The organism is Nocardiopsis mangrovi, from assembly GCF_042653925.1.
Taxonomy (GTDB): Bacteria; Actinomycetota; Actinomycetes; order Streptosporangiales; family Streptosporangiaceae; genus Nocardiopsis_B; species Nocardiopsis_B mangrovi.
Window position 1 is genome coordinate 1 of the sequence record NZ_JBHSFQ010000054.1, and the last position, 23,362, is coordinate 23,362.

General features: G+C 74.2%; 20 protein-coding genes and 1 pseudogene. 11 read left to right on the forward strand and 10 right to left on the reverse strand.

What is annotated here, in order from left to right; all coding sequences use genetic code 11:
• Positions 1-853 (forward strand): NPCBM/NEW2 domain-containing protein (locus tag ACFO4E_RS29145; protein ID WP_378580378.1); only part of this gene is annotated, 853 nt, incomplete at its 5' end.
• A 10-nt stretch (positions 854-863) separates the two neighbouring features.
• Here the strand turns inward: ACFO4E_RS29145 and ACFO4E_RS29150 are convergent.
• From ACFO4E_RS29150 to yczE, 3 genes are all read right to left on the reverse strand, one after another.
• Complete coding sequence (locus ACFO4E_RS29150; protein ID WP_378580380.1) at positions 864-1,568, reverse strand: MgtC/SapB family protein; 705 nt, start codon at positions 1,566-1,568, stop codon at positions 864-866.
• A gap of 37 nt (positions 1,569-1,605) precedes the next feature.
• Positions 1,606-3,399 carry a glycoside hydrolase family 15 protein gene (locus ACFO4E_RS29155; RefSeq protein ID WP_378580382.1) on the reverse strand — a complete coding sequence of 598 codons (1,794 nt, stop codon included), beginning with the start codon at positions 3,397-3,399 and terminating at the stop codon, positions 1,606-1,608.
• A 442-nt stretch (positions 3,400-3,841) separates the two neighbouring features.
• Positions 3,842-4,531 carry a membrane protein YczE gene (yczE, locus tag ACFO4E_RS29160; RefSeq protein WP_378580384.1) on the reverse strand — a complete coding sequence of 230 codons (690 nt, stop codon included), beginning with the start codon at positions 4,529-4,531 and terminating at the stop codon, positions 3,842-3,844.
• A 60-nt stretch (positions 4,532-4,591) separates the two neighbouring features.
• On the opposite strand from yczE, the gene yczR reads away from it, so the two are divergent.
• Together yczR and ACFO4E_RS29170 are read left to right on the forward strand one after the other, a co-directional pair.
• Positions 4,592-6,022, forward strand: coding sequence for a MocR-like transcription factor YczR (gene yczR / locus ACFO4E_RS29165; RefSeq protein ID WP_378580386.1), 1,431 nt, complete (start codon positions 4,592-4,594; stop codon positions 6,020-6,022).
• Positions 6,023-6,185: 163 nt separating this feature from the next.
• On the forward strand, positions 6,186-8,066 hold the full coding sequence (locus tag ACFO4E_RS29170; protein ID WP_378580388.1) for an AMP-dependent synthetase/ligase: 1,881 nt from the start codon (positions 6,186-6,188) through the stop codon (positions 8,064-8,066).
• 25 nt (positions 8,067-8,091) lie between these two features.
• Here the strand turns inward: ACFO4E_RS29170 and ACFO4E_RS29175 are convergent, their stop codons facing one another.
• Positions 8,092-8,943 carry an alpha/beta hydrolase gene (locus tag ACFO4E_RS29175; protein WP_378580390.1) on the reverse strand — a complete coding sequence of 284 codons (852 nt, stop codon included), beginning with the start codon at positions 8,941-8,943 and terminating at the stop codon, positions 8,092-8,094.
• A gap of 295 nt (positions 8,944-9,238) precedes the next feature.
• On the opposite strand from ACFO4E_RS29175, the gene moaA reads away from it, so the two are divergent.
• Together moaA and ACFO4E_RS29185 are read left to right on the forward strand one after the other, a co-directional pair.
• Positions 9,239-10,228, forward strand: a complete 990-nt coding sequence (gene moaA, locus ACFO4E_RS29180) for a GTP 3',8-cyclase MoaA (protein WP_378580392.1) — start codon at positions 9,239-9,241, stop codon at positions 10,226-10,228.
• Between the two features lie 392 nt (positions 10,229-10,620).
• Positions 10,621-11,808 carry an RtcB family protein gene (locus tag ACFO4E_RS29185; protein WP_378580394.1) on the forward strand — a complete coding sequence of 396 codons (1,188 nt, stop codon included), beginning with the start codon at positions 10,621-10,623 and terminating at the stop codon, positions 11,806-11,808.
• A gap of 103 nt (positions 11,809-11,911) precedes the next feature.
• Here ACFO4E_RS29185 and ACFO4E_RS29190 read toward each other — a convergent pair whose 3' ends face one another.
• The gene (locus tag ACFO4E_RS29190) at positions 11,912-13,348 is read right to left on the reverse strand and encodes an FAD-binding oxidoreductase (protein WP_378580396.1); all 1,437 of its coding nucleotides are present in this window, start codon (positions 13,346-13,348) and stop codon (positions 11,912-11,914) included.
• 165 nt (positions 13,349-13,513) lie between these two features.
• Here ACFO4E_RS29190 and ACFO4E_RS29195 point away from each other — a divergent pair, with 165 nt between their 5' ends.
• Positions 13,514-14,488, forward strand: coding sequence for a helix-turn-helix transcriptional regulator (locus ACFO4E_RS29195; protein ID WP_378580399.1), 975 nt, complete (start codon positions 13,514-13,516; stop codon positions 14,486-14,488).
• Between the two features lie 100 nt (positions 14,489-14,588).
• Positions 14,589-15,158, forward strand: coding sequence for a molybdenum cofactor guanylyltransferase (mobA, locus tag ACFO4E_RS29200; RefSeq protein WP_378580401.1), 570 nt, complete (start codon positions 14,589-14,591; stop codon positions 15,156-15,158).
• Positions 15,159-15,235: 77 nt separating this feature from the next.
• On the opposite strand, the gene ACFO4E_RS29205 is transcribed toward mobA, so the two are convergent.
• A complete protein-coding gene (locus tag ACFO4E_RS29205) occupies positions 15,236-15,469 on the reverse strand; it encodes a hypothetical protein (RefSeq protein ID WP_378580403.1) in 234 nt (77 codons plus the stop codon).
• Positions 15,470-15,916: 447 nt separating this feature from the next.
• On the opposite strand from ACFO4E_RS29205, the gene ACFO4E_RS29210 reads away from it, so the two are divergent.
• On the forward strand, positions 15,917-16,129 hold the full coding sequence (locus tag ACFO4E_RS29210) for a dodecin (protein ID WP_378580405.1): 213 nt from the start codon (positions 15,917-15,919) through the stop codon (positions 16,127-16,129).
• Between the two features lie 68 nt (positions 16,130-16,197).
• On the opposite strand, the gene ACFO4E_RS29215 is transcribed toward ACFO4E_RS29210, so the two are convergent.
• The 3 genes from ACFO4E_RS29215 to ACFO4E_RS29225 form a co-directional block, all read right to left on the reverse strand.
• On the reverse strand, positions 16,198-17,604 hold the full coding sequence (locus tag ACFO4E_RS29215; RefSeq protein WP_378580407.1) for a metallopeptidase TldD-related protein: 1,407 nt from the start codon (positions 17,602-17,604) through the stop codon (positions 16,198-16,200).
• A complete protein-coding gene (locus ACFO4E_RS29220) occupies positions 17,601-19,088 on the reverse strand; it encodes a TldD/PmbA family protein (protein ID WP_378580409.1) in 1,488 nt (495 codons plus the stop codon). Before ACFO4E_RS29220 ends, ACFO4E_RS29215 begins: the two co-directional genes overlap by 4 nt.
• Positions 19,089-19,156: 68 nt before the next feature.
• Positions 19,157-19,924, reverse strand: coding sequence for a VldE C-terminal domain-containing protein (locus ACFO4E_RS29225; RefSeq protein WP_378580411.1), 768 nt, complete (start codon positions 19,922-19,924; stop codon positions 19,157-19,159).
• A gap of 220 nt (positions 19,925-20,144) precedes the next feature.
• Here ACFO4E_RS29225 and ACFO4E_RS29230 point away from each other — a divergent pair, with 220 nt between their 5' ends.
• Complete coding sequence (locus tag ACFO4E_RS29230; RefSeq protein WP_378580413.1) at positions 20,145-21,149, forward strand: chitinase; 1,005 nt, start codon at positions 20,145-20,147, stop codon at positions 21,147-21,149.
• 121 nt (positions 21,150-21,270) lie between these two features.
• Here the strand turns inward: ACFO4E_RS29230 and ACFO4E_RS29235 are convergent, their stop codons facing one another.
• Complete coding sequence (locus tag ACFO4E_RS29235; RefSeq protein ID WP_378580415.1) at positions 21,271-21,990, reverse strand: cell wall anchor protein; 720 nt, start codon at positions 21,988-21,990, stop codon at positions 21,271-21,273.
• A gap of 234 nt (positions 21,991-22,224) precedes the next feature.
• On the opposite strand from ACFO4E_RS29235, the gene ACFO4E_RS29240 reads away from it, so the two are divergent.
• Both ACFO4E_RS29240 and ACFO4E_RS29245 read left to right on the forward strand, forming a co-directional pair.
• On the forward strand, positions 22,225-22,833 hold the full coding sequence (locus tag ACFO4E_RS29240) for a flavin reductase family protein (protein WP_378580417.1): 609 nt from the start codon (positions 22,225-22,227) through the stop codon (positions 22,831-22,833).
• Between the two features lie 201 nt (positions 22,834-23,034).
• Positions 23,035-23,175, forward strand: a pseudogene (locus tag ACFO4E_RS29245) (IS481 family transposase); the annotation flags it as partial.
• Between the last annotated feature and the right edge of the window lie 187 nt (positions 23,176-23,362).

The window sequence follows — 23,362 nt, forward strand, 5'->3', positions numbered from 1 at the left end:
CAGGCCGCCCACGGGGCGGTGGGAGGCGGGCGCCGGCCGCGCCGCCCCACCAGGTCCCGCCGGACCGCCGCCCGCCTCCCACCGCCCCGTGGGCGGCCTGCGCGGCGCGCCGTCGCCGCAGCCGGCCTGGAGCACCCCGGCACCGGCGTCCGCGGTGCGGTCCGGGCCGCCCGGGGCGCCGGGGGCGGGGGGCGCGCCCGCGCCGGGCCCGGGGAAGCCGCGGCGCGGCCGCCTCTTGGCCGGGACGGCGTTCGTCGCGGTGCTGTTCCTGGTCCTGGGGGCCGGGGGCACCTACGTCGCGCTGGACCGGTTGGGCATGCTCGCCGCGCCCGCCGACGACCTCCAGGCGGGGCCCGCCCCCGCTGCGGAGCCCTCGGCGGCGGGGGATGAGCGCCCCGCGGGCGGGCCCGCGGCGTCCCCTTCGCCCTCCGCCGGGGAGGCACCCTCCGGGCAGCGGGAGGACCCCGACGAACTGCGCCTGGCCTCGGAGGAGCCGGTCAACGAGACCACCGACTACCGGAGCACCCTCGCCACGGTCAACGCCGAGGACTACGACGAGGCGCTGAGCGTCGAGGCGTCGTGCGGTGACTACACCGCGGAGTACAACCTCGGCCGCGACTACGAGGGGTTCGCCGCCGTGGTCGGGCTCGGCGACGACTCCCCCCGGGGCGAGGCGACCTTCACCGTCATCGGCGACGGAAAGCAGCTGGAGACGAAGACCCTGGGACTCGGCGAGGACGCCGACCTGGAGGTCGACGTCACGAGTGTGCTGCGGCTCGAACTGGTGACGGAGGTGGAGTGCTCCAGCGGTGCGGTCGCGGCGGTGTGGGCGGAGCCGGTGGTCTCCCGCTGACCCGGGCCGCTCACGCGTCGTCGCGGGTGTCGGCCTGGACCACCGACAGCACGCCGTCGGTCTCCGACAGCGCCACTGCCAGGGCGATGGGGTCGCCGTCGCCGCGCAGCCCCAGCTCCATGTCGACGTAGGCGTCGGTGTCCGGGCCGTCGGTGCGCCGGGTGGCGACCCGCTCCACGGAGAAGCGGCGGGCCGTGGCCTCGGCCATGATGAGGCGCAGAATCCCGCGCCCGTCGGCGTAGCGGACGTCGAGCACGAGGTTGGCCGGCCGCGAGCCGGTGAACCGGTGCACGATCCACGGGTAGCAGTAGGCGATCAGGAAGTGGGCCGCGGTCACGACCGTGGCCACCAGCCACAGGCCCGCGCCGGCCGCGGTGCCGACGGCCGCGGCCAGCCAGATGGTGGCCGCCGTCGTGAGCCCGCGGACGATGTCCTGCCGGACGAAGATCAGCCCCGCCCCGATGAAGCCGACGCCGGACACGATCTGGCCGGCCACCCGCGAGGGGTCGAGGGTGACGGCGCCCCCCACGACATCACCGAAGCCGTACTTGCTGACCACCATGAACAGCGCCGCGCCGAGCCCCACGAGGGTGTGGGTGCGCAGCCCGGCGCTCTTCTGTCTCAGCTGGCGCTCCAGCCCGATCAGCGAACACAGGAAGAGCGCGACCAGGAGCGCCAGGAGCTGCTGCCAGCCCTGCGCGGAGAGATCCTGCATGGCGCAAGTCCTATCACGGCAGGGCCCCGGCTACGGGCTAGTTCTCACTCCTGCGGTGGCCGTCGTGGCGGGACAGGTTGAGCGCCGTTGTGACCAGCGGGACGTGGCTGAACGCCTGGGGGAAGTTGCCCACCTGGCGGCCGTGCTTGGAGTCCCACTCCTCGGCCAGCAGCCCGACGTCGTTGCGCAGCGCGAGGAGGCGGTCGAAGAGGTCGCGGGCCTCCTTCTCGCGGCCGATCGACAGCAGCGCGTTGGCCATCCAGAAGCTGCAGGCCAGGAAGGCGCCCTCGTCGCCGGGGAGCTTGTCGGCGACCTCGTCGCGGTCGGTGCGGTAGCGCATCACGAAGCCGTCGACCATGAGGTCGTCGCGGATCGCCTCGATGGTGCCGACGACGCGGGGGTCGTCGTAGGGCAGGAACCCGACCTCGGGGATGAGCAGCAGCGCGGCGTCGAGCTCCTGGCTGCCGTAGTACTGGGTGAAGGTGTTGCGGCGGGTGTCGAAGCCGTACTCGCAGACCTCGGCGTGGATGGTGTCGCGCAGCGCCTTCCAGCGCTCGATCGGCCCCTCCTTGCCGAACTCCTCGATCATCCGGACCGCGCGGTCGGCGGCCACCCAGGCCATGACCTTGGAGTGGACGAAGTGCTGGCGCGGGCCGCGGACCTCCCACAGGCCCTCGTCGGGCTCGTCCCAGCACCATTCCAGGTAGTTGACGAGCGAGCGCTGGAGGCCCCAGACGTGCTCGCCGCTCTGGAGCCCGCTGCGGCGGGCCAGGTGCAGCACGTCCATGACCTCGCCGTAGACGTCGAGCTGGTACTGCCCCACAGCGGCGTTGCCGATCCGCACCGGCCGGGAGTTCTCGTAGCCGGGCAGCCAGTCGGCCTCCCACTCGGCGAGCCGGCGCTCGCCGCGCACGCCGTACATGATCTGCATGTGCTGCGGCTCGCCCGCCACCGCGCGCACCAGCCACTCGCGCCACGCCTGGGCTTCGTCGGTGTAGCCGCTGCGGATCAGCGCCTCGAGCGTGATGGTGGCGTCGCGCAGCCAGCAGTAGCGGTAGTCCCAGTTGCGGACCCCGCCGATCTCCTCGGGCAGCGATGTGGTGGGGGCGGCCACGATGCCGCCGCTGGGGCGGTAGGTGAGGGCCTTGAGGGTGATGAGGGAGCGCACCACGGCGTCGCGGTAGTCGCCCTCGTAGGTGCACTGGCCGACCCAGCCCTGCCAGAAGCGCTCGGTGCGCGACAGCGCCTTCTCGGCGTCGAGGTGGTCGGACTCCTCGACGGGGGAGGGGTGCCAGGTCATGACGAAGGGGACGCGCTGGCCCTCGCTCACGGTGAACGTGGCGTCGTGGGCGAAGTTGTGGCCTTCGAGGGGAACGGGGGAGCTGAGCCAGACGGAGTCGGGGCCGGCGACGGCGACGAGCTCGGTGCCGTTGCGGTGGATCCAGGGCACGACGTTGCCGTAGTCGAAGCGCAGCCGCAGGGCGGTGCTCATGCGGACGGTGCCGCGCAGGCCCTCGACGATGCGCACCAGGTGCGGGGCTCCGCCGCGCGGCGGCATGAAGTCGATGACCCGGACGCTGCCCTCGGGCGTGTCCCACTCGGTTTCGAGGATGAGGGTCTCGTGGCGGTAGCGGCGCCGTGTGGCGCGCGGTTCGCCGCTGGCGGGCCGGATCCACCAGTTCCCGTTCTGCTCATCGCCCAGGAGGGCGGTGAAGCAGGCGGGCGAGTCGAAGTGCGGCAGACACAGCCAGTCGATCGAGCCGTCGCGCCCCACGAGTGCAGCGGTCTGCATGTCGCCGATCAGCGCGTAATCCTCAATCCAGCCGGACACGCGGCTCACCCCCTCAGTCACCAAGATCACGCCTCGCCGACGTACCGTATCCAACTCCGGATGGCCCTTCGGCCATGCGTGAACGCCACGGGGGAACGTGTGCCCGGATCCCGCCACGTTAGTCGCCGCGGCAGTACGGTGTCGCGGTCGCGGGATCGTGTCGGACGCGGTTTCCGTGGTGCTGCCGTCACGCTACAGGTTTCGGCGGCATGCCTGGTGGGGCCGTACGGAAAACTGCGTAGCGGGACATGTAACTTTCGTTGGGCTGGACCGCGTGTTCGCGTCCGGCGCGGCACGGGCAGGCTCGGCGGCCCGCGCCGCGCCGAGATCCGTTATGACGTCGTAATGGGGCGCGAGCGGCGGGAGGGGAGCGGCGGTCGACGCGCCGCGCGACCCGCCGCGGCGGCCCAACCCGGACACCAGGCCGCGCGGCCGGAGGCGGTCACTCCCGTCCCTCGGGCGGCTTGAGGTCCATCAGGGGCAGGAACACCTGTGCCAGGGGTCCGATGGCGACGGCGAACAGCAGGGTGCCCACGCCCAGCGTGCCGCCGAGCAGGACCCCGGTGGCCACGACCGCGACCTCGACGCAGGTGCGCGCCAACCGCACCGACAGCCCGCGCGCGGCGAGGCCGGTCATGAGGCCGTCGCGGGGGCCCGGGCCCAGGCGCGCACCGATATAGCAGCCCGTCGCGACGGCGCAGGCGACGATGCCCAGCGCCAGGTAGGCCGCGCGGGCGGCCAGGTGGTCGACCTCGGGCAGCCACCACAGGCTCAGGTCCACCGACAGGCCCACCACCACGACGTTGCTCAGGGTGCCCAGGCCGGGGCGCTGGCGCAGCGGGATCCAGGCCAGCATGAGCAGCGCGCCCACGATGACGCTGCAGGTGCCGATCGACAGGCCCGTGTGCAGCGCCAGCCCCTGGTGCAGGACGTCCCAGGGCATCGCGCCCAGGTCCGCGGCGACCAGCAGGGCGCCGGACAGCCCGTAGAGGTGGAGGCCGGCGAAGAGCCGGACCAGGCGGCGCAGGCGCGGGCGCGGCAGGAACGGGGTGATGAGGATGCGGCGCCCGATGCGGACGGGCAGGGAAGCGGGGGTGGAATCGCCGAAGGACGGTGAGTGGAACTGGGCCATGTGAGTAGTATTGGCCCCGTCACCAGCCGATTTATAGAGCCAATTCGAGAAAGTGGCACCATGGCAGTGGGCGAACGGCGGATCAACGGCCACCTCCTGGCCCGGCTGATCGGCACCAGTCTGACCGAGCGGCCCTACTACCTCGCGGCCGGCCGGGCCATCAGCGGCCTCATCCTCGACGGGCGGGTGCCCACCTACACCCGCCTGCCGGCCGAGCGGGACCTCGCCGCCGCCCTGGGGGTGAGCCGCAACACCATCACCGCCGCCTACACGTGGCTGCGCGAGAACGGCTTCCTCGACAGCCGGCAGGGTTCGGGCAGCTGGACGGTGCTGCCGGGAGCCGGGGCGGGCGGGGGGACCCCGCTCATCCCCGACTCCGAGCGCATCGACTTGGGCGCGGCCGCGCCGCCGGCGATCGAAGGGCTCCAGGACGCCGCGCGCCTGGCCGTCGACCAGCTCGCGGCGCACGTCGGCGGGCTCGGCTACACCCCCTACGGCCTCCCGGAGCTGCGGCACGCCATCGCGCGCCGCTACGTGGAACGGGGCCTGCCCACCACCCCCGAGCAGATCCTGGTCACCAACGGGGCCCAGCACGGCGTCTCGCTCCTCATGGACCTGCTGGTGGAGCCGGGCGACCCGCTGCTCGTGGAGACCCCGACCTACCCGCACGCGCTCGACAGCGCCCGCCGCTGCGGCGCGCGGGTGCGCACCATCGGGGTGACCTCCCAGGGCTGGGACATGGAGTACGTGCTCGACGCGTTCCGGCAGTGGAAGCCGCGCCTGGCCTACCTGATCCCCGACTTCCAGAACCCCACGGGCGCGCTGATGGACGACGACGAGCGCGCGGCCGTGGTGGCCGAGGCCAGGCGCGCGGGCACCTCCCTCATCGTCGACGAGAGCGTGGTGGAGCTGGCCATCGACTCCGGCGACCAGCCGATGCCGATGGCGGCGCACGACACCGACGGCCGGGTCTTCACGGTCGGCTCGGTGGCCAAGCTGTTCTGGGGCGGGCTGCGCATCGGCTGGGTGCGCACCACGCCGCCCGTCGCCGCGCGGCTGATGGCCGTCCGGCAGCGGGTCGACCTCTCCAGCTCCGTGGTGGACCAGCTCACGGCCACCCACCTGCTCGCCGACATCATGCGGATCCGCGCCGAGCGCATCCGCCGGCTCCGGCTCAACCGCGACGCCCTCACGGCCGCGCTGCGCGACCGGCTGCCCGGCTGGCGGTTCACCACGCCCAGCGGCGGGCTGGTGCTGTGGGCGCAGCTCCCGCGCCCCGTGGCCACGGCCCTGGGCGAGGCCGCCGAACGCCACGGCGTGCACGCCGCCCCCGGCCCCATATTCGGCGCGGAGGGGACATTGGAGCAATTCATGAGATTCGCGTACACGCAGCCGCCGGACGTATTGAATGATGCCGTGGACCGACTCGCCGAGGCCTATTCCGAGATCATCGCGCGCCCGGTTTCGGTCCGCCATGACCTGTACGTATAACGCTGCGTCGGTGTCCTCCGCCGGATGTTATGGCGAAGATGGTCGCATTCGCCGAAATAGTCCCGTGGCCCTTTGTGGCAGGTGCCTTGCCGGGCCCGGTCGACCGTGGTCCGATGGTGCCGCTGAGTGACCCGGCACACATCGGATGGGCGGGAGCGGTCTCTTGGAGCACAGCGAGATCATTCGGGCACGACAAGGTGTGGAAGCGGAGATCGACGGGCTGACCCTGGTGGACTGGTTCCGCCGGGCGGCCGAGCGCGACGGCGGCCGGCCCGCCCTCTCGGAGTGGGTCCCCGACCCCTCCGGCGGGGGCGGCCGCTGGTCGACCCGCACCTGGGCGCAGTACCGGGCGGTCGCGATGGAGGTCGCCGCCGCCCTCGTCGCCGACGGGACCGCGCGCGGCGACGTCGTCGCGCTGATGATGCCCAACCGGCCCGAGCACCTGATCGCCGACGTCGGCGCCGTCCACGCCGGAGCCGTCCCCCTCACCGTCTACGCCACCTTCGCCCCCGAGCAGGTCGCCTACGTCGCCGCCGACTGCTCGGCGCGCGTCGCGGTCCTCCAGGGCGCCGCGGAACTCGACCGCTGGGGCCCGGCCCTCGCGCGCGTGCGCTCGCTGCGCACCGTCGTGGTGCTGGACGCCTCGGCGGTCCCCCGCGGCACCGGAGGCGACGGCCCGCGCTTCGTCTCCTGGGCCGACTTCACCGCCGAGGGGCGGCGCGCGCTGGCCGCCGACCCCGGCGCGGTCGACGCCCGCGCCGCCGCCGTGACCCCCGAGGACAGCGCCACCCTCCTCTACACCTCGGGCACCACCGGCGAGCCCAAGGGCGTGCACGAGACGCACCGCCAGGTCCTCTTCCAGGTCACCATCTCCCAGCGCGCCAACCGGCTGCCGCACGGCGGCGTGACGCTGTCCTACCTGCCGCTGGCCCACATCGCCGAACGGGTGCTCAGCGTCTACCTGCCGGTCAAGGTGTCGGCCCACATCCACTTCTGCCCCGACATCGGCGAGCTCGGCGCCTATCTGCGCCGGGTCCGGCCCAACGGGCTGTTCGGGGTGCCCCGGGTGTGGGAGAAGCTCCAGGCGGGGCTGACCGCCGCGCTGGCCGCGGCGCCCGGGGAGCGGCGCGCCGCCGTCGAGGCCGCAGCGGGCACCGCCCGCGCCTACATCGCCGACGGCCAGTACGGCCGCGCCCGCGACCCCGGGCTGGAGCGGCGCTTCGCCGACGCCGACGCGCGCGTCCTGCGCCCACTCCGGGAGCTCATCGGCCTGGACCGGGTCCAGTACTGCGTCTCGGCGGCCGCTCCCATGCCCGAGGAGACCGTTCGGTTCTTCGCGGGGCTGGGCATCCTGATCCGCGACGTGTACGGGATGACCGAGAACTGCGGCGCCGTCACGTGCAACCGCGCCGACGCCTACCGCCTCGGCAGCGTCGGCCTGCCCTCGGACGGTATGGAGGTGGCCGTCAGCGCCGAAGGCGAGATCCTGGTGCGCGGGCCCATCAACGTCGCCGGCTACCTCAACCGGCCGGCGGACACCGCGGCACTGATCGACGGCGACGGCTGGCTGCACACCGGCGACATCGGCTACATCGACGCCGACGGGTTCGTCTACGTCGTCGACCGCAAGAAGGAGCTGATCATCACGGCCGGCGGGGAGAACATCGCCCCCGCCTCCATCGAGAGCCGGCTCCGGGAGCACCCCCTGATCGGGCAGGCGCTGGCCTACGGGGACCGCCGCCCCTACCCGGTGGCGCTGCTGACCCTGGACGCTGAGGTCGCCCCGGGGTGGGCCGCCGCCCGCGGGGTCGACACCCGCGACATCGCCGATCTCGCGCGCCACCCCGTGGTGGTGGCCGAGGTGGCCACCGCGGTGGCCACCGCGAACTCCCACCTGGCCCGCGTGCAGCAGGTGAAGAAGTGGCGGCTGCTGCCGGTGGAATGGACCGTCGAGGGCGCCGAGCTCACCCCCTCGCTCAAGCTGAAGCGGCGGGTGATCCAGGACAAGTACGCCGACGCCATCGACGGGCTCTACCGGGTCTGAGGCGCCGCGGCGCGCCGCGCGGCCGTCAGGGCCGCGCGGCGCAGCGGGCGGCGAACCTCGCGACCTCGTCGAGCACCTCGGCGCGGTTGGTCTCGTTGAAGACCTCGTGCCGTGCGCCGGGGAAGATCCGGACGGCGGTGTCGTCGCCGGCGAAGGCGTCGATCCCCACGCGGGTGTCGGCGATGGCCACCAGACGGTCGTCGGAGCCGTGCAGCCACAGCAGGGGCAGGGCGGTGCGCCCGGCGGCGGTGATGCGGGCCAGTTCGGTGTTGAGCGCGCGCAGGGTGGCGGGTTTGAACGGGCCGTGCCAGACGAGGTCGTCGGCCGCGTAGGCGGCGCCCACGGCGGGATCGCGCGAGAGCGTGGCGGTGTCGATGGGCAGGTCGGGGATGGTCTCCAGGGCCAGCAGCCGGTCGACCGTGCTCCAGCGGCCCAGAACGGGCCCCGAGAGCACCAGGCCGGCGAGATCGGCGGCGTGCTCCTGGGCGTAGCGGGCGGCGATCATCCCGCCCATGGAGTGGCCGATCAGGACCAGTGGCAGCGACCGGTAGGCGGTGCGCGCCTGGGTGACGACCCGGTGCACGTCCTCGACCACCCCGGCGAAGTCGTCCACGAGCACGCGCTCGCCTGAGGAGTTGCCGTGCCCCCGGTGGTCGAGCCCGTAGACGGCGGCCCCCGAGGCGCACAGGTGCTCGGCGACGTGGTCGTAGCGCCCGATGTGCTCTCCGTACCCGTGGACCAGGACGGCCAGCCATTCCGGCTGCGCGCCCTGCGCGGCCCAGGCCCGCGCCGACAGCTGCCCGGTGCCGCCCGGGCCGCCGGGCAGCCGCCACTCGCGGGTGCTCACCGTGATGTCCGTACCGGCCGTGCTCGACACAGGGGGCTCCCTTCGACGACGGTGTCAGGGGCAGACTAGGGCCTCGATGCGTGCGGGTCACCGGGAGCGGGCACGGTATCCGCGGGGGAGGGGTGGCGGCGGGCCGGGCCGACACCGGCCGGAAAATCGGATGAAGACCACCAATCTCCCACATATCACCGAATGAACGTTCGAGGCATCTTTTAGGCTGTTGTTCGGGCGGGAACGACATAAGTGGCGTCACCGTCGATACCGCCTGATGGATCCGTACCTGCCGCAGCCCGGCTGCCGCGCAACCGCTTGGGAGGCGACGCCCGTGCTGACCGATTCCTACGGGAGAACAGCCACCGACCTGAGAGTCTCGCTCACCGACCGGTGCAACCTCCGGTGCACCTACTGCATGCCTCCCGAAGGGCTGGACTGGCTGCCCAAGGACGATGTCCTCACCGACGACGAGGTCGCCCGGCTCCTCCGCATCGGCGTGACCATGCTCGGCATCACCGAGATCCGCTTCACCGGGGGCGAGCCCCTGCTGCGCCGCGGCCTGCCCGGACTCGTCGCCGCCGCCACCGCCCTCGACCCCCGCCCCCAGACCGCCCTCACCACCAACGGCATCGGCCTGGCCCGCATGGCCCCCGCCCTGGCCGACGCCGGCCTGGACCGGGTCAACGTCTCCCTCGACACCCTGCGCCACGACGTCTTCGAGAAGCTGGCCCGGCGCAGGCGCCTCGACGACGTCCTGGCGGGCATGGCCGCGGCCGCGGCGGCCGGCCTCACCCCCGTCAAGGTCAACGCCGTCCTCATGCGCGGCATCAACGACGACGAGGCCCCCGACCTGCTGCGCTACTGCCTGGAGCGCGGCTACGAGCTCCGCTTCATCGAGCAGATGCCGCTCGACGCCCAGCACGGCTGGCGCCGCGACGACATGGTCACCGCCGACGAGATCCTCGACCGGCTCGCGGCGGAGTTCGACCTGGCGGAGTCCGACGCCGCGACCCGCGGCAGCGCCCCGGCCGAGCGCTTCCGCGTCGACGGCGGCCCGGCCACCGTCGGGGTCATCGGCTCGGTCACGCGCCCGTTCTGCGGCGCCTGCGACCGCGTGCGGCTCACCGCCGACGGCCAGATCCGCAACTGCCTGTTCGCCCGGGAGGAGTCCGACCTGCGCCCGCTGCTGCGCGGCGGGGCCGCCGACGACGAGATCGCCGACCGCTGGCGCGCCGCCGTGGCCGCGAAACTCCCCGGCCACGGCATCAACGACCCCGCCTTCCTCCAGCCTTCGCGCCCGATGTCGGCCATCGGCGGCTGATCCGCCCGCGGCCTCCCGCGCGCCGGGGGCGGCAGGGGCGGAATGCGGGCCCAGGCCGTCCGTCCTCCGGTCCGGACCCGCACGACACGTGCCGCGCCGGCGACGGGCCGACCGCGGATGCGGCCGGCCGCCCGCGGCCCGCGGACGGCCGGCCGGCACGTGCGTACCACGCTTCCATGGACACGGGGCGGTGTCATTCGCACACGATGCACGAATCCTTGACAATGCGTGCCCTCGCGCGGGCGCGCGGCGGCGGTTACGGCGGCGGAGCCGTCCGACACGCACCGAAAAGGTGTTGCGGCCGGGGTAGGGGTTCTGGCGTCATAAGGGGGCGCGATCGCCAGGGCCGTCGCGCACGCACCGAACCCGATCCGGAAAGGGAGGTAGCCCTGATGCCGTACACCGAGAGCCCAGGGGCGCGCGTCCCGATCCGCATGTGGGCCGACCCCGGCACCGTCGAATCCGCGGCAATGGACCAGCTGCGCAACGTCACCCGGCTGCCGTGGGTGCACGGCCTGGCCGTGATGCCCGACGTCCATTACGGGAAGGGCGCCACCGTCGGATCGGTGATCGCCATGCGCGACGCCGTCTCCCCGGCCGCCGTGGGCGTGGACATCGGCTGCGGGATGACCGCGGTGCGCACCTCGCTCACCGCAGAGGACCTGCCCGACGACCTGGGCCCCGTGCGCGCGAACCTGGAGAAAGCGGTCCCCGTGGGCTGGCACGCGCACAAGACGCCGGTCGACCCGCGCCGCATCCACGGGCTCAGGACCGCCGACTGGGACCGGTTCTGGGACGGCTTCGACGGCCTCGCCCGCCCCGTCCACCACCGGCGCCAGCGGGCGGCCAACCAGATCGGCACCCTGGGCGGCGGCAACCACTTCCTGGAGGTGTGCCTCGACGACGACGGCGCGGTGTGGATCGTGCTGCACTCCGGGTCGCGCAACATCGGCAAGGAGCTCGCCGAGCACCACATCGAGCAGGCGCGCCGCCTGCCGCACAACAAGGACCTGCCCGACCCCGACCTCGCCGTGTTCGTCACCGGCACCCCGGAGATGGACGCCTACCGGCGCGACCTGTTCTGGGCGCAGGACTACGCCCGCCGCAACCGCGACATCATGATGGGCCTGGCCTGCGACGCGCTGCGCACGACGTTCCCGCGGCTGCTGGTGAGGGAGTTCATCTCCTGCCACCACAACTACGTGGCCGAGGAGACCTATGACGGCGTCGACGTCCTGGTCACCCGCAAGGGGGCCATCCGCGCCGGCGCCGGCGACCTGGGGATCATCCCGGGGTCCATGGCCACCGGGACCTACATCGTGCGCGGGCTGGGCAACCCGGCCTCGTTCAACTCCGCCTCGCACGGCGCGGGGCGGCGGATGAGCCGGAACAAGGCAAAGAAGACCTTCACCGAGGCCGACCTGGTCGAGCAGACCCGGGGCGTGGAGTGCCGCAAGGACGCGGGGGTCCTCGACGAGATCCCGGGGGCCTACAAGGACCTCTCGGAGGTCATCGAGGCCCAGACCGACCTCGTCCAGGTCGTCGCCCACCTCCGCCAGGTCGTCTGCGTCAAGGGCTGACCCGTGCGGCCCGGCACCGGCTCCGCACGGAGGGCCGGGGCCGGCGCCGTTCCAGCCGGCGACGTTCCTCCGGTCCGCTTCGAGCGGGCCGGAGGAACGCGTGTCAGCGTCCCCGCGCCGCCGTTCCCGGCCGGGCGTGGCGGAAGACGCCCCCGGGGTCCAGCCGCCGCCTGAGCGCGTCGAGGCGGCGCAGATCGCCGGCCGGGTGGAGGCCGGAGGGGTCGGCGGCCCGCCCCGCGCCGAAGGCGAAGTTCACCGACCGGCCGAGGGTCCGGCCGGCGACGACGGCGAGCACCCGGCCGTGGGCCGCGCGGACCGCGGCCGGGTCCGCCCCGTCCACGGGGGACAGGACCCCCAGGGAGAACGCCGCAGGCCGGTGCGGCACCGCGTTGGCGGCCTCCGGCGGGCGGGCGAGCGCCCCGCCGAGGTGGCGGAGCCCGACCACGCACATCACCGGCGCCTCGGGCCCCGCCAGGTCGCGGACGGCCCGCAGCGCCGCCCCGTCCACACCGCCGATCATCGCGCTGTCGCCCGCGTAGGCGTGCGGTTGCGCCGGCTCGGCGTGGACGGCGCCCGATTCGGTGAACGGCATGTCCCGCAGGGTGTCCTTCAGCCGCGGGCCGACCCCGCGCAGCGGGGCGACGAGGCGTTCGCCCTCGCAGGCACCGCCGATGTAGGCGACGGAGACGGTGGCCACGTGGCGGCCCCGCATGGGGGCCGGGACCGCCGGCAGGTCCGGCATCGCCACCATGGTCAGCGACGAGGTCAGCTCCTCGGGGACAGCGGCGGTCCACGCGGCGTAGGCGTCCAGGACGTCGTCCATGCGGTCCGCGGCGAAGGTGAGGCCGCCGCCGTAGATCCGGGTGATCGGGACGAGGCCGATCTCCACGCCGGTGACCGCCCCGAACCCCCGCCCGCCGCCGCGCAGCGCCCAGAACAGATCGGGGTCGCTCTCGGCGGTGACGCGGCGCAGCCGGGCGTCGGCGGTCACGATGTCGATGCGCCGGACGTGGTCGGCCGCGTAGCCGTAGCGGCGGCTCAGGAGCCCGATCCCGCCGCCCAGGGTGTAGCCGACGGCGCCCACGTGCGGCGACGATCCGCTCAGCGGGGCCAGCCCGTGTGCGGCCGCCGCGTCGACGACCTGCTGCCAGCGGGCCCCGGCCGCCACCCACGCGGAGCGGGCGGCGGGGTCGATCCGCACGCCGTCCATCCGGTGCGTGGCGATGAGCACCCCGCCCTCCAGCGGGGCGGGGGAGCCGTGCCCCGTGGCCTGCACGCCGACGGGAAGCCCGTTCTCGGCGGCGAACTCCACCGCCGCGCGCACGTCATCGGGCGCGGCGGCGCCCACGACCACGTCGGGCCGGTGCCGGAACGCGGTCTGGTACCCCGAGCACTCGTCGTCGAATCCGTCGTCGCCCGGGCGCAGCACGGGTCCGCCGGTGCGTCCGGCGAGTGGGCCGACCGCCACGGGCGGTCCGCCGGCCACGGTCGTCGCGGCCGGGGCGGGCCCGCGGGCCCGGGCGGAGTGGTCGTCGCTCATCTGGGTGTTCCTTCGCTCGACTGCGCGTACACGGACGGCGTCCCCCGCCCGCGCGGCGCCGGCGCGGCGCCGGGCCCCGGCCGCGGGCGCGGCCGACCGCCGTGAGCCGCAGGTTTCCGCGAAAACACGACACCCGCCGTCATGTTCTTCGGTGATCATCGAGGGGTGAAATCCGACCGATTGCTGTCGATCCTGCTGCTCCTGCGGACACGCGGCCGCGTCCGGGCGGCCGAGCTGGCCGAGCGCCTGGAGGTGTCGGTCAGGACCATCCACCGCGACGTCGCGTCGCTGTCGGCCGCGGGCGTGCCGGTCTACACCGAGCGGGGACGGCACGGCGGCATCGCCCTGCTCCCCGGCTACCGCACCGACGTCACCGGGCTGACCACCGACGAGGCCCGGGCGCTGTTCGTCCTCGCCCCGCAGGGCACCCACGCCGCCCTCGGGCTGGGCGGGGCGTTCGGGTCGGCACTGGTCAAGGTCATGGCGGCGCTGCCCGAGGCACACCGCCCGGCCGCGGAGCTGACCCGCCGGCGCGTCCTGGTGGACGCCGACCGCTGGCTGACGGCGCCGGGCCCCGGCGCCGATGTGGACGCGCTGTACACCGCCGTCCTGAGCGACCGGAGGCTGCGCATCCGCTACCGCCACAGCGGCGCCGACCGGGAGCGCACCTACACCGTCGACCCCTACGGCCTGGTGGCCAAGGCGGGCGCCTGGTACCTGGTGGCCGACCACCGCGCCAGGCCGCGGCTGTTCCGCGCCGACCGGGTGGCGGCGGCCACCGCCACGTGCGCGCCTGTGGCGCGCCGCGGCGGCGCCGAGCTCGCGGAGGTCTGGGACGGGCTGCGCGAGCGGGTCGAGAACCGGTCGGCGCCGGTGCGCGTCCGGGTGCGGGTGCGCCGCGCCCGGCTGGACCTGTTCCTGCGCATCGTGGGCGCGTTCGTGGCCGGACCGGTCACCGAGGGCGGGGAATGGGCGGAGGCGGTGGTGGCCTACCGGGAGACCGCGGCGGTCCGCCACCTCCTCCAGTTCGGCACCGACGTGTGGATCCTCGACCCGCCCGAGGCCCGCGCCGAGCTCCTGCGCGTGGCGGGCGAGACGCTGGCCGCCTACGCGGCGGCCGGGGCGGGGGAGGGGCCCTGATGGCCGGGCGGCTGGCGGCGGCCGCGGCCGCGATGCGATCCTGGGGGCCGGTGGAGTCGGGCGAGAAGGCGAGCGTGACCTGAGCGGCAGGGAGGGCGCCATGGAGCGGGTGGTGGATGCGGTGATCCTCGCCGGCGGGGCGGCGCGGCGCATGGGCGGCGCGGACAAGCCGGGGCTGGAGGTCGGCGGGGCGACGCTGCTGGAGCGCGTGGCGGCCGCGGTCCCGCCGGGCGGGCGGACCATCGTCGTCGGCCCGGAGCGCGACCGGCCGCACGCGCACTATGTGCGCGAGGACCCGCCCGGGGGCGGGCCGGTGCCGGCGCTGCGGGCGGGGCTCGCCGAGGTCGCGGCCCCGTGGTTCGCGCTCCTCGCCGGCGACCTGCCGTTCCTGGACGGCGCGCGGCCGGCGCAGCTGCGCGCCGCGGCCCGCAGCGGGTCCGGGGCCGTCCTGGTCGACGCCGACGGCCGCGAGCAGTGGCTGCTGGGCGTGTGGGACACCGCCGCCGTGCGGGCGGCGGTGGCGGGGTATACCGGGGCGTCCCTGCGCGGGCTGCTGGGCCCGCTGGACCCGGTGCGGGTTCCGGCCGCGGCGGGCGATCCCTCGGTCATCGACTGCGATACCCCCGACGACCTCGACCGCGCCCGCCGCCGCTGGGCGGGCCGCCCCTGATCCGCGGCCGGCGCGGCCCGCGTGACCTGCACAACGGCAGGGGCCGCGGAAATCACGCAAGCGCGGAATCGCCCCGGTCAGCCGTTGAATTCCGAGAACGCCACCGTCTCGCGGAGAAATCCGCGGGCGTCGAGGAATTGGGTGAGATAACCGCGGTGATCGTCACAGGCGACCCACGTCTTGCGGCGATCGGGCGTATGGATCTTGGGGTTGTTCCAAACGAGCACCCATTTCGCGGGGGCGCGGCAGCCCTTGCGGGAGCACTCAACGGATTCGCCGCCGGATTCCGGCGCGGATTCGGCGTTTGGCAATGATCGCCCTTGAGGTCGCCGGGTGCGGTCGCCTCCACGGAAAGCCCGCGGGCGGCGCCACAGAAGAAAAAGCGACGTCGGGTGGCTACGGGGGCAAACCACCCGACGTCGCGCACGGTGTTTCGACGGGGGCTCGAAACACCGGCCCAGCGCTTCGACGGGGGACCGAAGCGCTGAATCCCAATGTACACCGACACTCCCCCCGGTACGTCAAGAGTCTGTTACGACGTGATCTCGGCAGGGTCGGCGGGTAAGCGGGGTCAATGGTCCTGAAATCCCAGAAATCAGGCGTCCCCCGCCACTTCTCACACCGGCATCATCCCATGCCCGCGCAAAGTCGCCGACCACCGCCGATCCCTCCCTCACGCCCCCCGGCGCGACCTGCGGCGGTTGGCGCGGCACGGCGCGGGAAGTGGCCTTGGACACGCCAGGGAAGGGGACCGCGCCATGTCCGACCACACCTATCGCGTCACCGAGATCGTCGGATCGTCGCCCGATGGAATCGAGCAGGCCGTCCGCAACGGCATCGAGCGGGCCTCGGCCACCCTGCGCGGCCTCGACTGGTTCGAGGTCACCGAGGTCCGCGGCCGGCTCGACAAAGGTGGGATCGCCCACTTCCAGGTCGGCCTCAAAGTCGGCTTCCGGCTGGGGGAGCCGTGACCCACGCTGCACTCCCGTCCCAGCCGCGCGGGCACCGGGCCGCCGCCCGGGGCCCGCGCGGGCACGGGTCACGAGGCCTGGCTGACCGTGGACATGTTGAAGTCCGGGATCCGCAGCGGCGGCATGGCCGTCCGCGGGAAGTAGTCGCCCAGCTCGCGGGAGAGCGCCGGGATCGCGGCGCCGGCCTCGGTGGCGCGCTCCAGCAGCGACACCGGCGACTCGTTGAACCGGAAGTTGTTCACCGCCCCGGTGACGCGCCCGTCCTCGACGAGGTACACGCCGTCGCGCGTCAGCCCGGTCAGCAGCAGGGACTGCGGGTCGACCTGCCGGATGTACCACAGGCAGGTGACCAGCAGCCCGCGCTCGGTGCGGGCGACCATGTCGTCCAGCGTCGCGGTCGCCCCGCTCTCCTCCAGGACCAGGTTGTCGATCCGCCCGGTCATGGGCAGCCCGGTCCGCTCCGCCGAGGCGCGGGTCTGGGCCAGCGCCGACAGTTCGCCCGCCGACAGCCATTCGGTGCGCCGCAGCGGCAGGCCGTTGTCGAAAGCGGTGATGTCTCGCCCCGGCCCGTCGGCGAGCACGAACGGCGTGCACTCCAGGCCGGGCTCGGCCGGGTCGCTGTACAGGGTCAGGGGCAGCCGCGCCAGCCGCTCGCCCAGCCGGGTGCCGCCCTCGGGGCCGGAGAAGACCGTGCGGCCCTCCGCGGCGTCGTCGGCGCCCATGCTCCAGTACATGTTCACGAGCATGTCGGCGACGGCGGTCGGCGGCAGGAGCGTTTCGTAGCGCCCCGCGGGCAGGTCCACCCGGCGCGTGGCCCACTCCATCCGCCGGTCCAGCTCCGCCTGGAGCGCCCCCATGTCGATGTCGGTGAAGTCGCGGGTGGCGCGGCCGACCCACGCCGAATGGCCCCCGTTCTCCGACGCCGGGGACTTCGCGTTCAGCTCGACGGTGCCCGTGGGCTGGTCGTGGCGCAGCCGCACGCCCGTGGAGCTGCCGTAGAACGTGGAGGTCACGCCGTGTTCGGCGTAGCCGTAGAGGGCGCGGCCCGCCGCGGCCGACGCCGAGAAGGCCCGGCCCAGGCCCGGGGCGAAGTCGCCGAACACCGAGATGTCGGTGGCGGCGGCCGGGGCGTCCCAGGAGCCGCCCGAACCGGCCGCGGCGGGTTCGGCGAGCGGGCGTGCGTCGGCGAGCGGCGTCGCCTCGGCGGCGGCCGCCTCGGCCGCGGCCACGAGGTCGGGGAGTTCGTCGTCGCGCAGTCCGCTGCGCGCCCTGACACCCACGGAGACCGCGTCGCCCTGGCCGGCCAGCGCGACCACCGTGACGGTGCGGCCGCGGGTGACGCCATTGGTCGTCAGGGAGTTGCCGGCCCAGCGCAGGTTGGCCGTGCTCGTCTCCTCCACCAGCACCATGCAGGCATCGGCGCGCGACAGCTCCAGCGCGCGCTCGACGACCGCCTGCGGGGTCGACTGGCTCATTTTCCGGCCTCCTGAACCGTGTTGAGGATCCGCACGCCGGTGAACAGCGCGCTGGGGCAGCCGTGGCTGACCGCCGCCACCTGGCCGGGCTGGCCCTTGCCGCACATGAAGGTGCCGCCGAGCACGTAGGTCTGGGGGCCGCCCACCGCCGCCATCGACCGCCAGAAGTCGGTCGTGGTGGCCTGGTAGGCGACATCGCGCAGCATGCCCGTGACGCGCCCGTCCTGGATCCGGTAGAAGCGCTGCCCGGTGAACTGGAAGTTGTAGCGCTGCATGTCGATCGACCAGCTGCGGTCGCCGACGATGTGGATCCCGTTCTCGACCCGGGAGATCAGCTCCTCGGTGGAGGGGCCATCGGGGGCCGCGGCCAGCGACACGTTGGCCATGCGCTGGATCGGCATGGTCGCCGGGGAGTCGGCGAACGCGCACCCGTTGGAGGAGTCGTCGCCCTGGAGCCGCGAGATGCGCCGGTCGCGCTGATAGCCCACGAGCACGCCGTCGCGGACGATGTCGAAGGAGGTCGTCGCCACGCCCTCGTCGTCGAAGCCGATGGTGGCCAGGCCGTTCTCGACCGTGCGGTCGCCGGTGACGTTCATGATCGGCGAGCCGTACCGGAGCGACCCGAGCCCGTCCACGGTGGCGAACGACGTGCCGGCGTAGGCGGCCTCGTAGCCCAGGACGCGGTCGAGTTCGGTGGCGTGGCCGATCGACTCGTGGATCGCCAGCCACAGGTTGGACGGGTCGATCACCAGGTCGTAGCTGCCGGGCTCGACGCTGGGCGCGGCCAGTTTCTCGGCGAGCAGCGCCGGCAGGTCGTCGAGCTCCGGCTCGACGACCTGCATGTGCTCCCATCCCCGCCCGGCCGGGGGCGTGAGGGTGCGCATGCTGTCGAGCCGGCCGTCGCGGGTCGCCATGACCTCCAGCGACGGCGCGATGCGCACCCGCTGCTGGGTGGTGGTCGTGCCGGCGGTGTCGGCGTAGAACTTCTGCTCCTTGGCCAGCCACAGGGCCGCGTCGACGTGGTCGACCCGCGCGTCCTCCAGCATGCGCCGCGACCAGGCCGCCAGCAGCGCGGTCTTCTCCCGGTCGGTGACCTCGAAGGGGTCCACCTCGTAGGCCGACACCCAGGTGCGGTCGGGGTGGGCCGGCTCGGGGGCGAGCTCGACGCGCTCGGTGGTGACGGCCGCCGCCACGGTCGCGACGTCCACGGCCCGGCCGGCCACCTCGGCGGCGGCATCGGGGGTCAGGTCGGTTCCGGCGGCGAACCCCCAGACCCCGTTGTGGACCACCCGCACCGCGAACCCGAGGGTGTCGGTGTCGGAGGCCGACTCCACGGAGCCGTCGACGAGGGACAGGCGCTGGCCGCGGACGCGTTCCAGCCGGAAGTCGGCGTGCTCGGCGCCGAGGTCGCGGGCGCGCTGCAGCGCCGCGCCGGCCAGCCCGCGCAGCGGCAGGGCGAGGAAATCAGCATCGATATCAGGCACGGCCCCAACCTAGCGACCGCGGAACCCCGGGGCCAGGCGTTCGCCCCGTGGCGGGGCCGCGCCCGGTCTCAGGCCCCGCCGCGCTGGACGTCCACGTGGACGTGGTCCAGGTGGCGCAGGATCTCGTTGTCGGGGTCGGGGGACCGGTAGGGCCACCATCCGCCCGCGGAGCCGCGGACGCTCCAGATGCGGTCGTCGAAGATGACGTTGGCGATGCGGAGCTCTTCGGCGTGGGCGACCAGCCAGTGGGCCAGCAGCCAGCCCTCGCGGCGGTTCTCCTCGCTGACAGGGCGGTAGAAGACGTCGACCGCGCGGCCGTCGTAGTGCGCGGAGTCGCTGCCGTGCCCGGCGTCGACGCCCCCGGGCTCGAACCCGCCGAGGCTCTGCTCGCCGAAGACCTCGGCCATGGCGGTGCGCACGGCCTCGGCGCGCGGGGTCAGGCCGGAGGGGGTGAGGTCTTCGGCTTCGAGGCCGTCGGCCGCCGCGGCCCGGCAGCTCAGGCTGGGGCCGGCGTCGTCGGCCGGCCCTTCGCGCAGCCGGTCCAGTGCCGCGGGGTCGATCCCGGAGGTGTCGGGGGCCGCACCGCCGAGGGCCTCCAGGGCGACCGCCGTCGTCGCCCGCTGTGCGTCCGCGACCGACAGGCCCACGGACGGGCCGTCCTCGCCGGCTCCCGTCTGCACGGAGCAGGGCGGCCCCCACGGCAGCGCGGTCGCGTCGATGCTCACGCCCACCCGGTCCAGGATCCGGGGGATCGCGAGGTAGGCCCCCGCGGCGAGGACCGCCAGAACCGCCAGTGTCACCGTGCACCCGCGTATACGACCCGTTCTCGCGCTCATAGGCCGGACTCTAGCCGCACCGGCCGGGTGCCCCCGACCGCTCACGCGGAGCGGAAAGCCGGTGACAACGGGTTGACCGCGGGCCCCCGGGACGGCTAGCGTCGCCCCCACGCCAATGCGAAACATTGTTTCCAATTCCACTTTTTCGCAGCGGCCGCCCACTCAAAGGTGCACCTGCCCCCTTGCTCTCCATCCCGCTCACGAACGTGGAGACCCACCGATGAGATCACGCACTCTGACCGCGCTGACCGCCGCCGCCCTGCTGCCCTTGGGGCTGTGGGCGGCTCCGGGCGCCGCCTCCGCCGAAGCGGAGGAGCCCGCCCCCATCGTCGCCAACGACAGTGCCGCCGACCCCTCTGCCATGGGCGCGGCGCCCTACCTCTACTACGGCTGGGGCAATCCGCCCGACGCCGCCCAGCTCATGCAGCAGACCGGGGTGCAGTGGTTCACCCTGGCCTTCATCCTCTCCGACGGCGGGTGCTCGCCCGCCTGGGACGGCACCCGGCCCCTCGACGGCGCCGACGCCGACCGCATCGCCGCGATCCGGGCCGCCGGCGGGGACGTCATCCCCTCCATCGGCGGCTGGAGCGGCAACAAGCTCGGCGAGGCGTGCTCGGACTCGGAGTCGCTGGCCGCCGCCTACCAGCAGGTGGTCGACGCCTACGACCTGGCGGCCATCGACATCGACATCGAGTCCACCGAGATCGAGAACGAGGCCACCCAGGACCGCGTCCTCGGCGCGGTCCGGATCCTCAAGGACGCCAACCCCGACCTGCACGTGGCCATGACCCTGGGCACCGCGGTCGAGGGCCCCAACTCCTGGGGCGAGCGGCTGATCACCCGCGCGGCCGAGACCGACGCGGGCGTGGACAACTGGACGATCATGCCGTTCAACTTCGGCGGCGGATCCGACATGGCCGGGGCGACCCAGCAGGCGTCGGAGGGGCTGAACGAGGTCATCTCCTCGGCCTACGGGATCTCCTCCGCCGAGGCCTACGCCATGCAGGGCATCAGCAGCATGAACGGCATCACCGACCAGGGGGAGACCGTCACCGCCGCGGCCTACACCCAGATGCGCGACTTCGCGCAGGCCAACGGCATGTCGCGCTTCACGTTCTGGTCGGTCAACCGGGACCGCCCCTGCGCCACCCCCACCGACTCCTGCGGGGGCATCGACCAGCAGGAGTGGGAGTTCACCTCCATCACCGCCGGCTTCGCCGGCTGAGCGGCCCGCCGCCCCTGACCGAGCCCGAGGGGCGCCCCGGCCGGCGCCGGCGCCCCTCGGGCTCACTCGCGCCCGCCGTGCCGCGCGGCACGGCGGGCGCGCCGGGTGGCCCGGCGCCCGGTCACACCGCCGTCCAGACGGTGAACAGGCCGCCGGCGATGAGGGCCAGCGGCCAGACGCGGTCCAGCGCCACCCAGCCCCTGCGCAGCGCGTGCACGCCGAGGAAGTCGTAGGCCAGCAGCGCCAGCACCCCCGCCGCCGCGAGCATCGCCGCCGTGTGCACGCCGGCGGCCGCCATACCGAGCAGGGTGATGTCGGAGACCCCCGAGAACCCGGCCCCCGCCGCGGACGCCGGCGCCGCGGGGACCGGGGCGGACACGGGTGCGCCGTGCCCGTGCCCCGCTGCGCCCGCGCCGCCCGCGGCCGGGGCGTGCGCGGCGGACAGGTCGCCCGCCAGCACCGGCAGCAGCATCAGCCCGGCCCCGTGCAGCGACGCCATGACGAACGACCACCAGCCCAGCCGCCACAGCGGCATCCCGGCGTCGGGCCGGCGGACGCGGTGCCGGGACAGCAGGAGCGCCGCCCCCGCTGCCGCCACACCCACCCCTCCGGCGACGGGGAACCAGCGCGAGGCCACCACCGACCCGGTCGCCGTGAAGGTCACCGCGACGGCCGCCACCGACACGGCGTGGCCGGCCGCCAGGACGGGCAGCGAGCGCAGGAGCGCGGCCCGGCCGCCCGCCTGGAGCCCGCGCGCGGTCGCCAGCAGCCATCCCATCGCCGGGTTTGCACCGTGGAAGACGCCCAACCCGATGAGCATCCACATCTGGCCGGCGCTCATGGGCTGCCTCCTCCGGCGGGGCGGCACGCCACGGCAACGGTCACACACGGCGACGGAGCGGGCAACGGGCGTGACCCCGGCTGGCCGGACCCGGCCATGCTGTGACGAGCGTCGCGCCGCGAGGGCGGGCCCGGCGGCGCGCGCCGGGGAATAGGGCCCGCGCGGCACCGGCTGTCCTTGGCATGGACCGGGACCGGTCGGCCGCCGCCGACCGCCAGGCGAATGGAGGCGTGCGTGCGGACACCTGCGACGGCCACGGACGGAGCGGCCGACCCCTCGGGCGGCGCGACGGATCCTCGCGAGGGCGCCGCCGGCGCCCCGGAGGACGCGACCGAGCGGCTGCCGCGCGACACCGGGGTCGGGGCCGACCGGTTCCGGCGGGCACTGGGCGGGCACGCGGCGGGTGTCGTGGTCGTGACCGCCGCCGGGCCGGCGGGACCGGTCGGGGTGACCGCGACGTCCTTCACCAGCGTCAGCCTGGATCCCCCGCTGGTGTCGTTCTACATCGACTCCGGGTCGGGCAGTTGGCCGGGCATCCGCGACTCGGCGTCGTTCGCGGTCAACGTGCTGGCCGAGGACCAGCGCGACGTCGCCGCGCGGTTCGCCGCCCGGGGCGCCGACCGCTTCGCCGCCCCGACGCGGTGGCGCCGCGGCGCCGAAGGGCTCCCCCTGATCGAGGGCGCGGCGGTGCACATCCTGTGCCTGCGCCACGACCTGATGGCCGTGGGCGACCACTGGCTCGTGGTCGGCCGGGTGGCCGCCGCCGAGGTCGGGGGCGAGCTCGGCGGCGACGCCGCGCGCCCGCTCCTCTACCACCGCGGGACCTACGGCCGCTTCAGCTGAACGGCCGCGCGCGGCACCGGTGGCGGGGCGGCGCCCGCGGCCGTCGCCGCCGCTTCCGGCGGGCGCGCCGGGAGCCGCCCGCCCGCCGCTGCGCCTAGCTGTACTCGGCCGCAAGGTCGGTGACACACCGGCCGTGGTCGTTGATCAACGAGAAGACCTCCAGCGCGGTGGAGATGCGAACTTCACCAGCTGGAGGTCTTCATGGCCCACGCTGATGCACGGCCGACCGTCCACGGGCGGATGCTGCTCGTCCAGCGCGTCCGCACCCACGACCGCCCTGTCGCCCACGTCGCCGCCGAGACGGGCGTCTCCCGCCAGTGCTGCCACCGGTGGCCGGCCCGCCCCCACACCGCACTCGGCGGCCTTCCCCCGATCAGCCGACTGTCACCAACGTCATGACCAAGTACACCTAGTGTCCTGCGTCTGAAATTTTCGACATATATTTGGTTAGGGATGTGAGGATCTCCTCGGCGCTCTTCGTCCATACGAAGGGCCGGGGGTTCTCGTTCCAGGTGGCGATCCAGTCGCG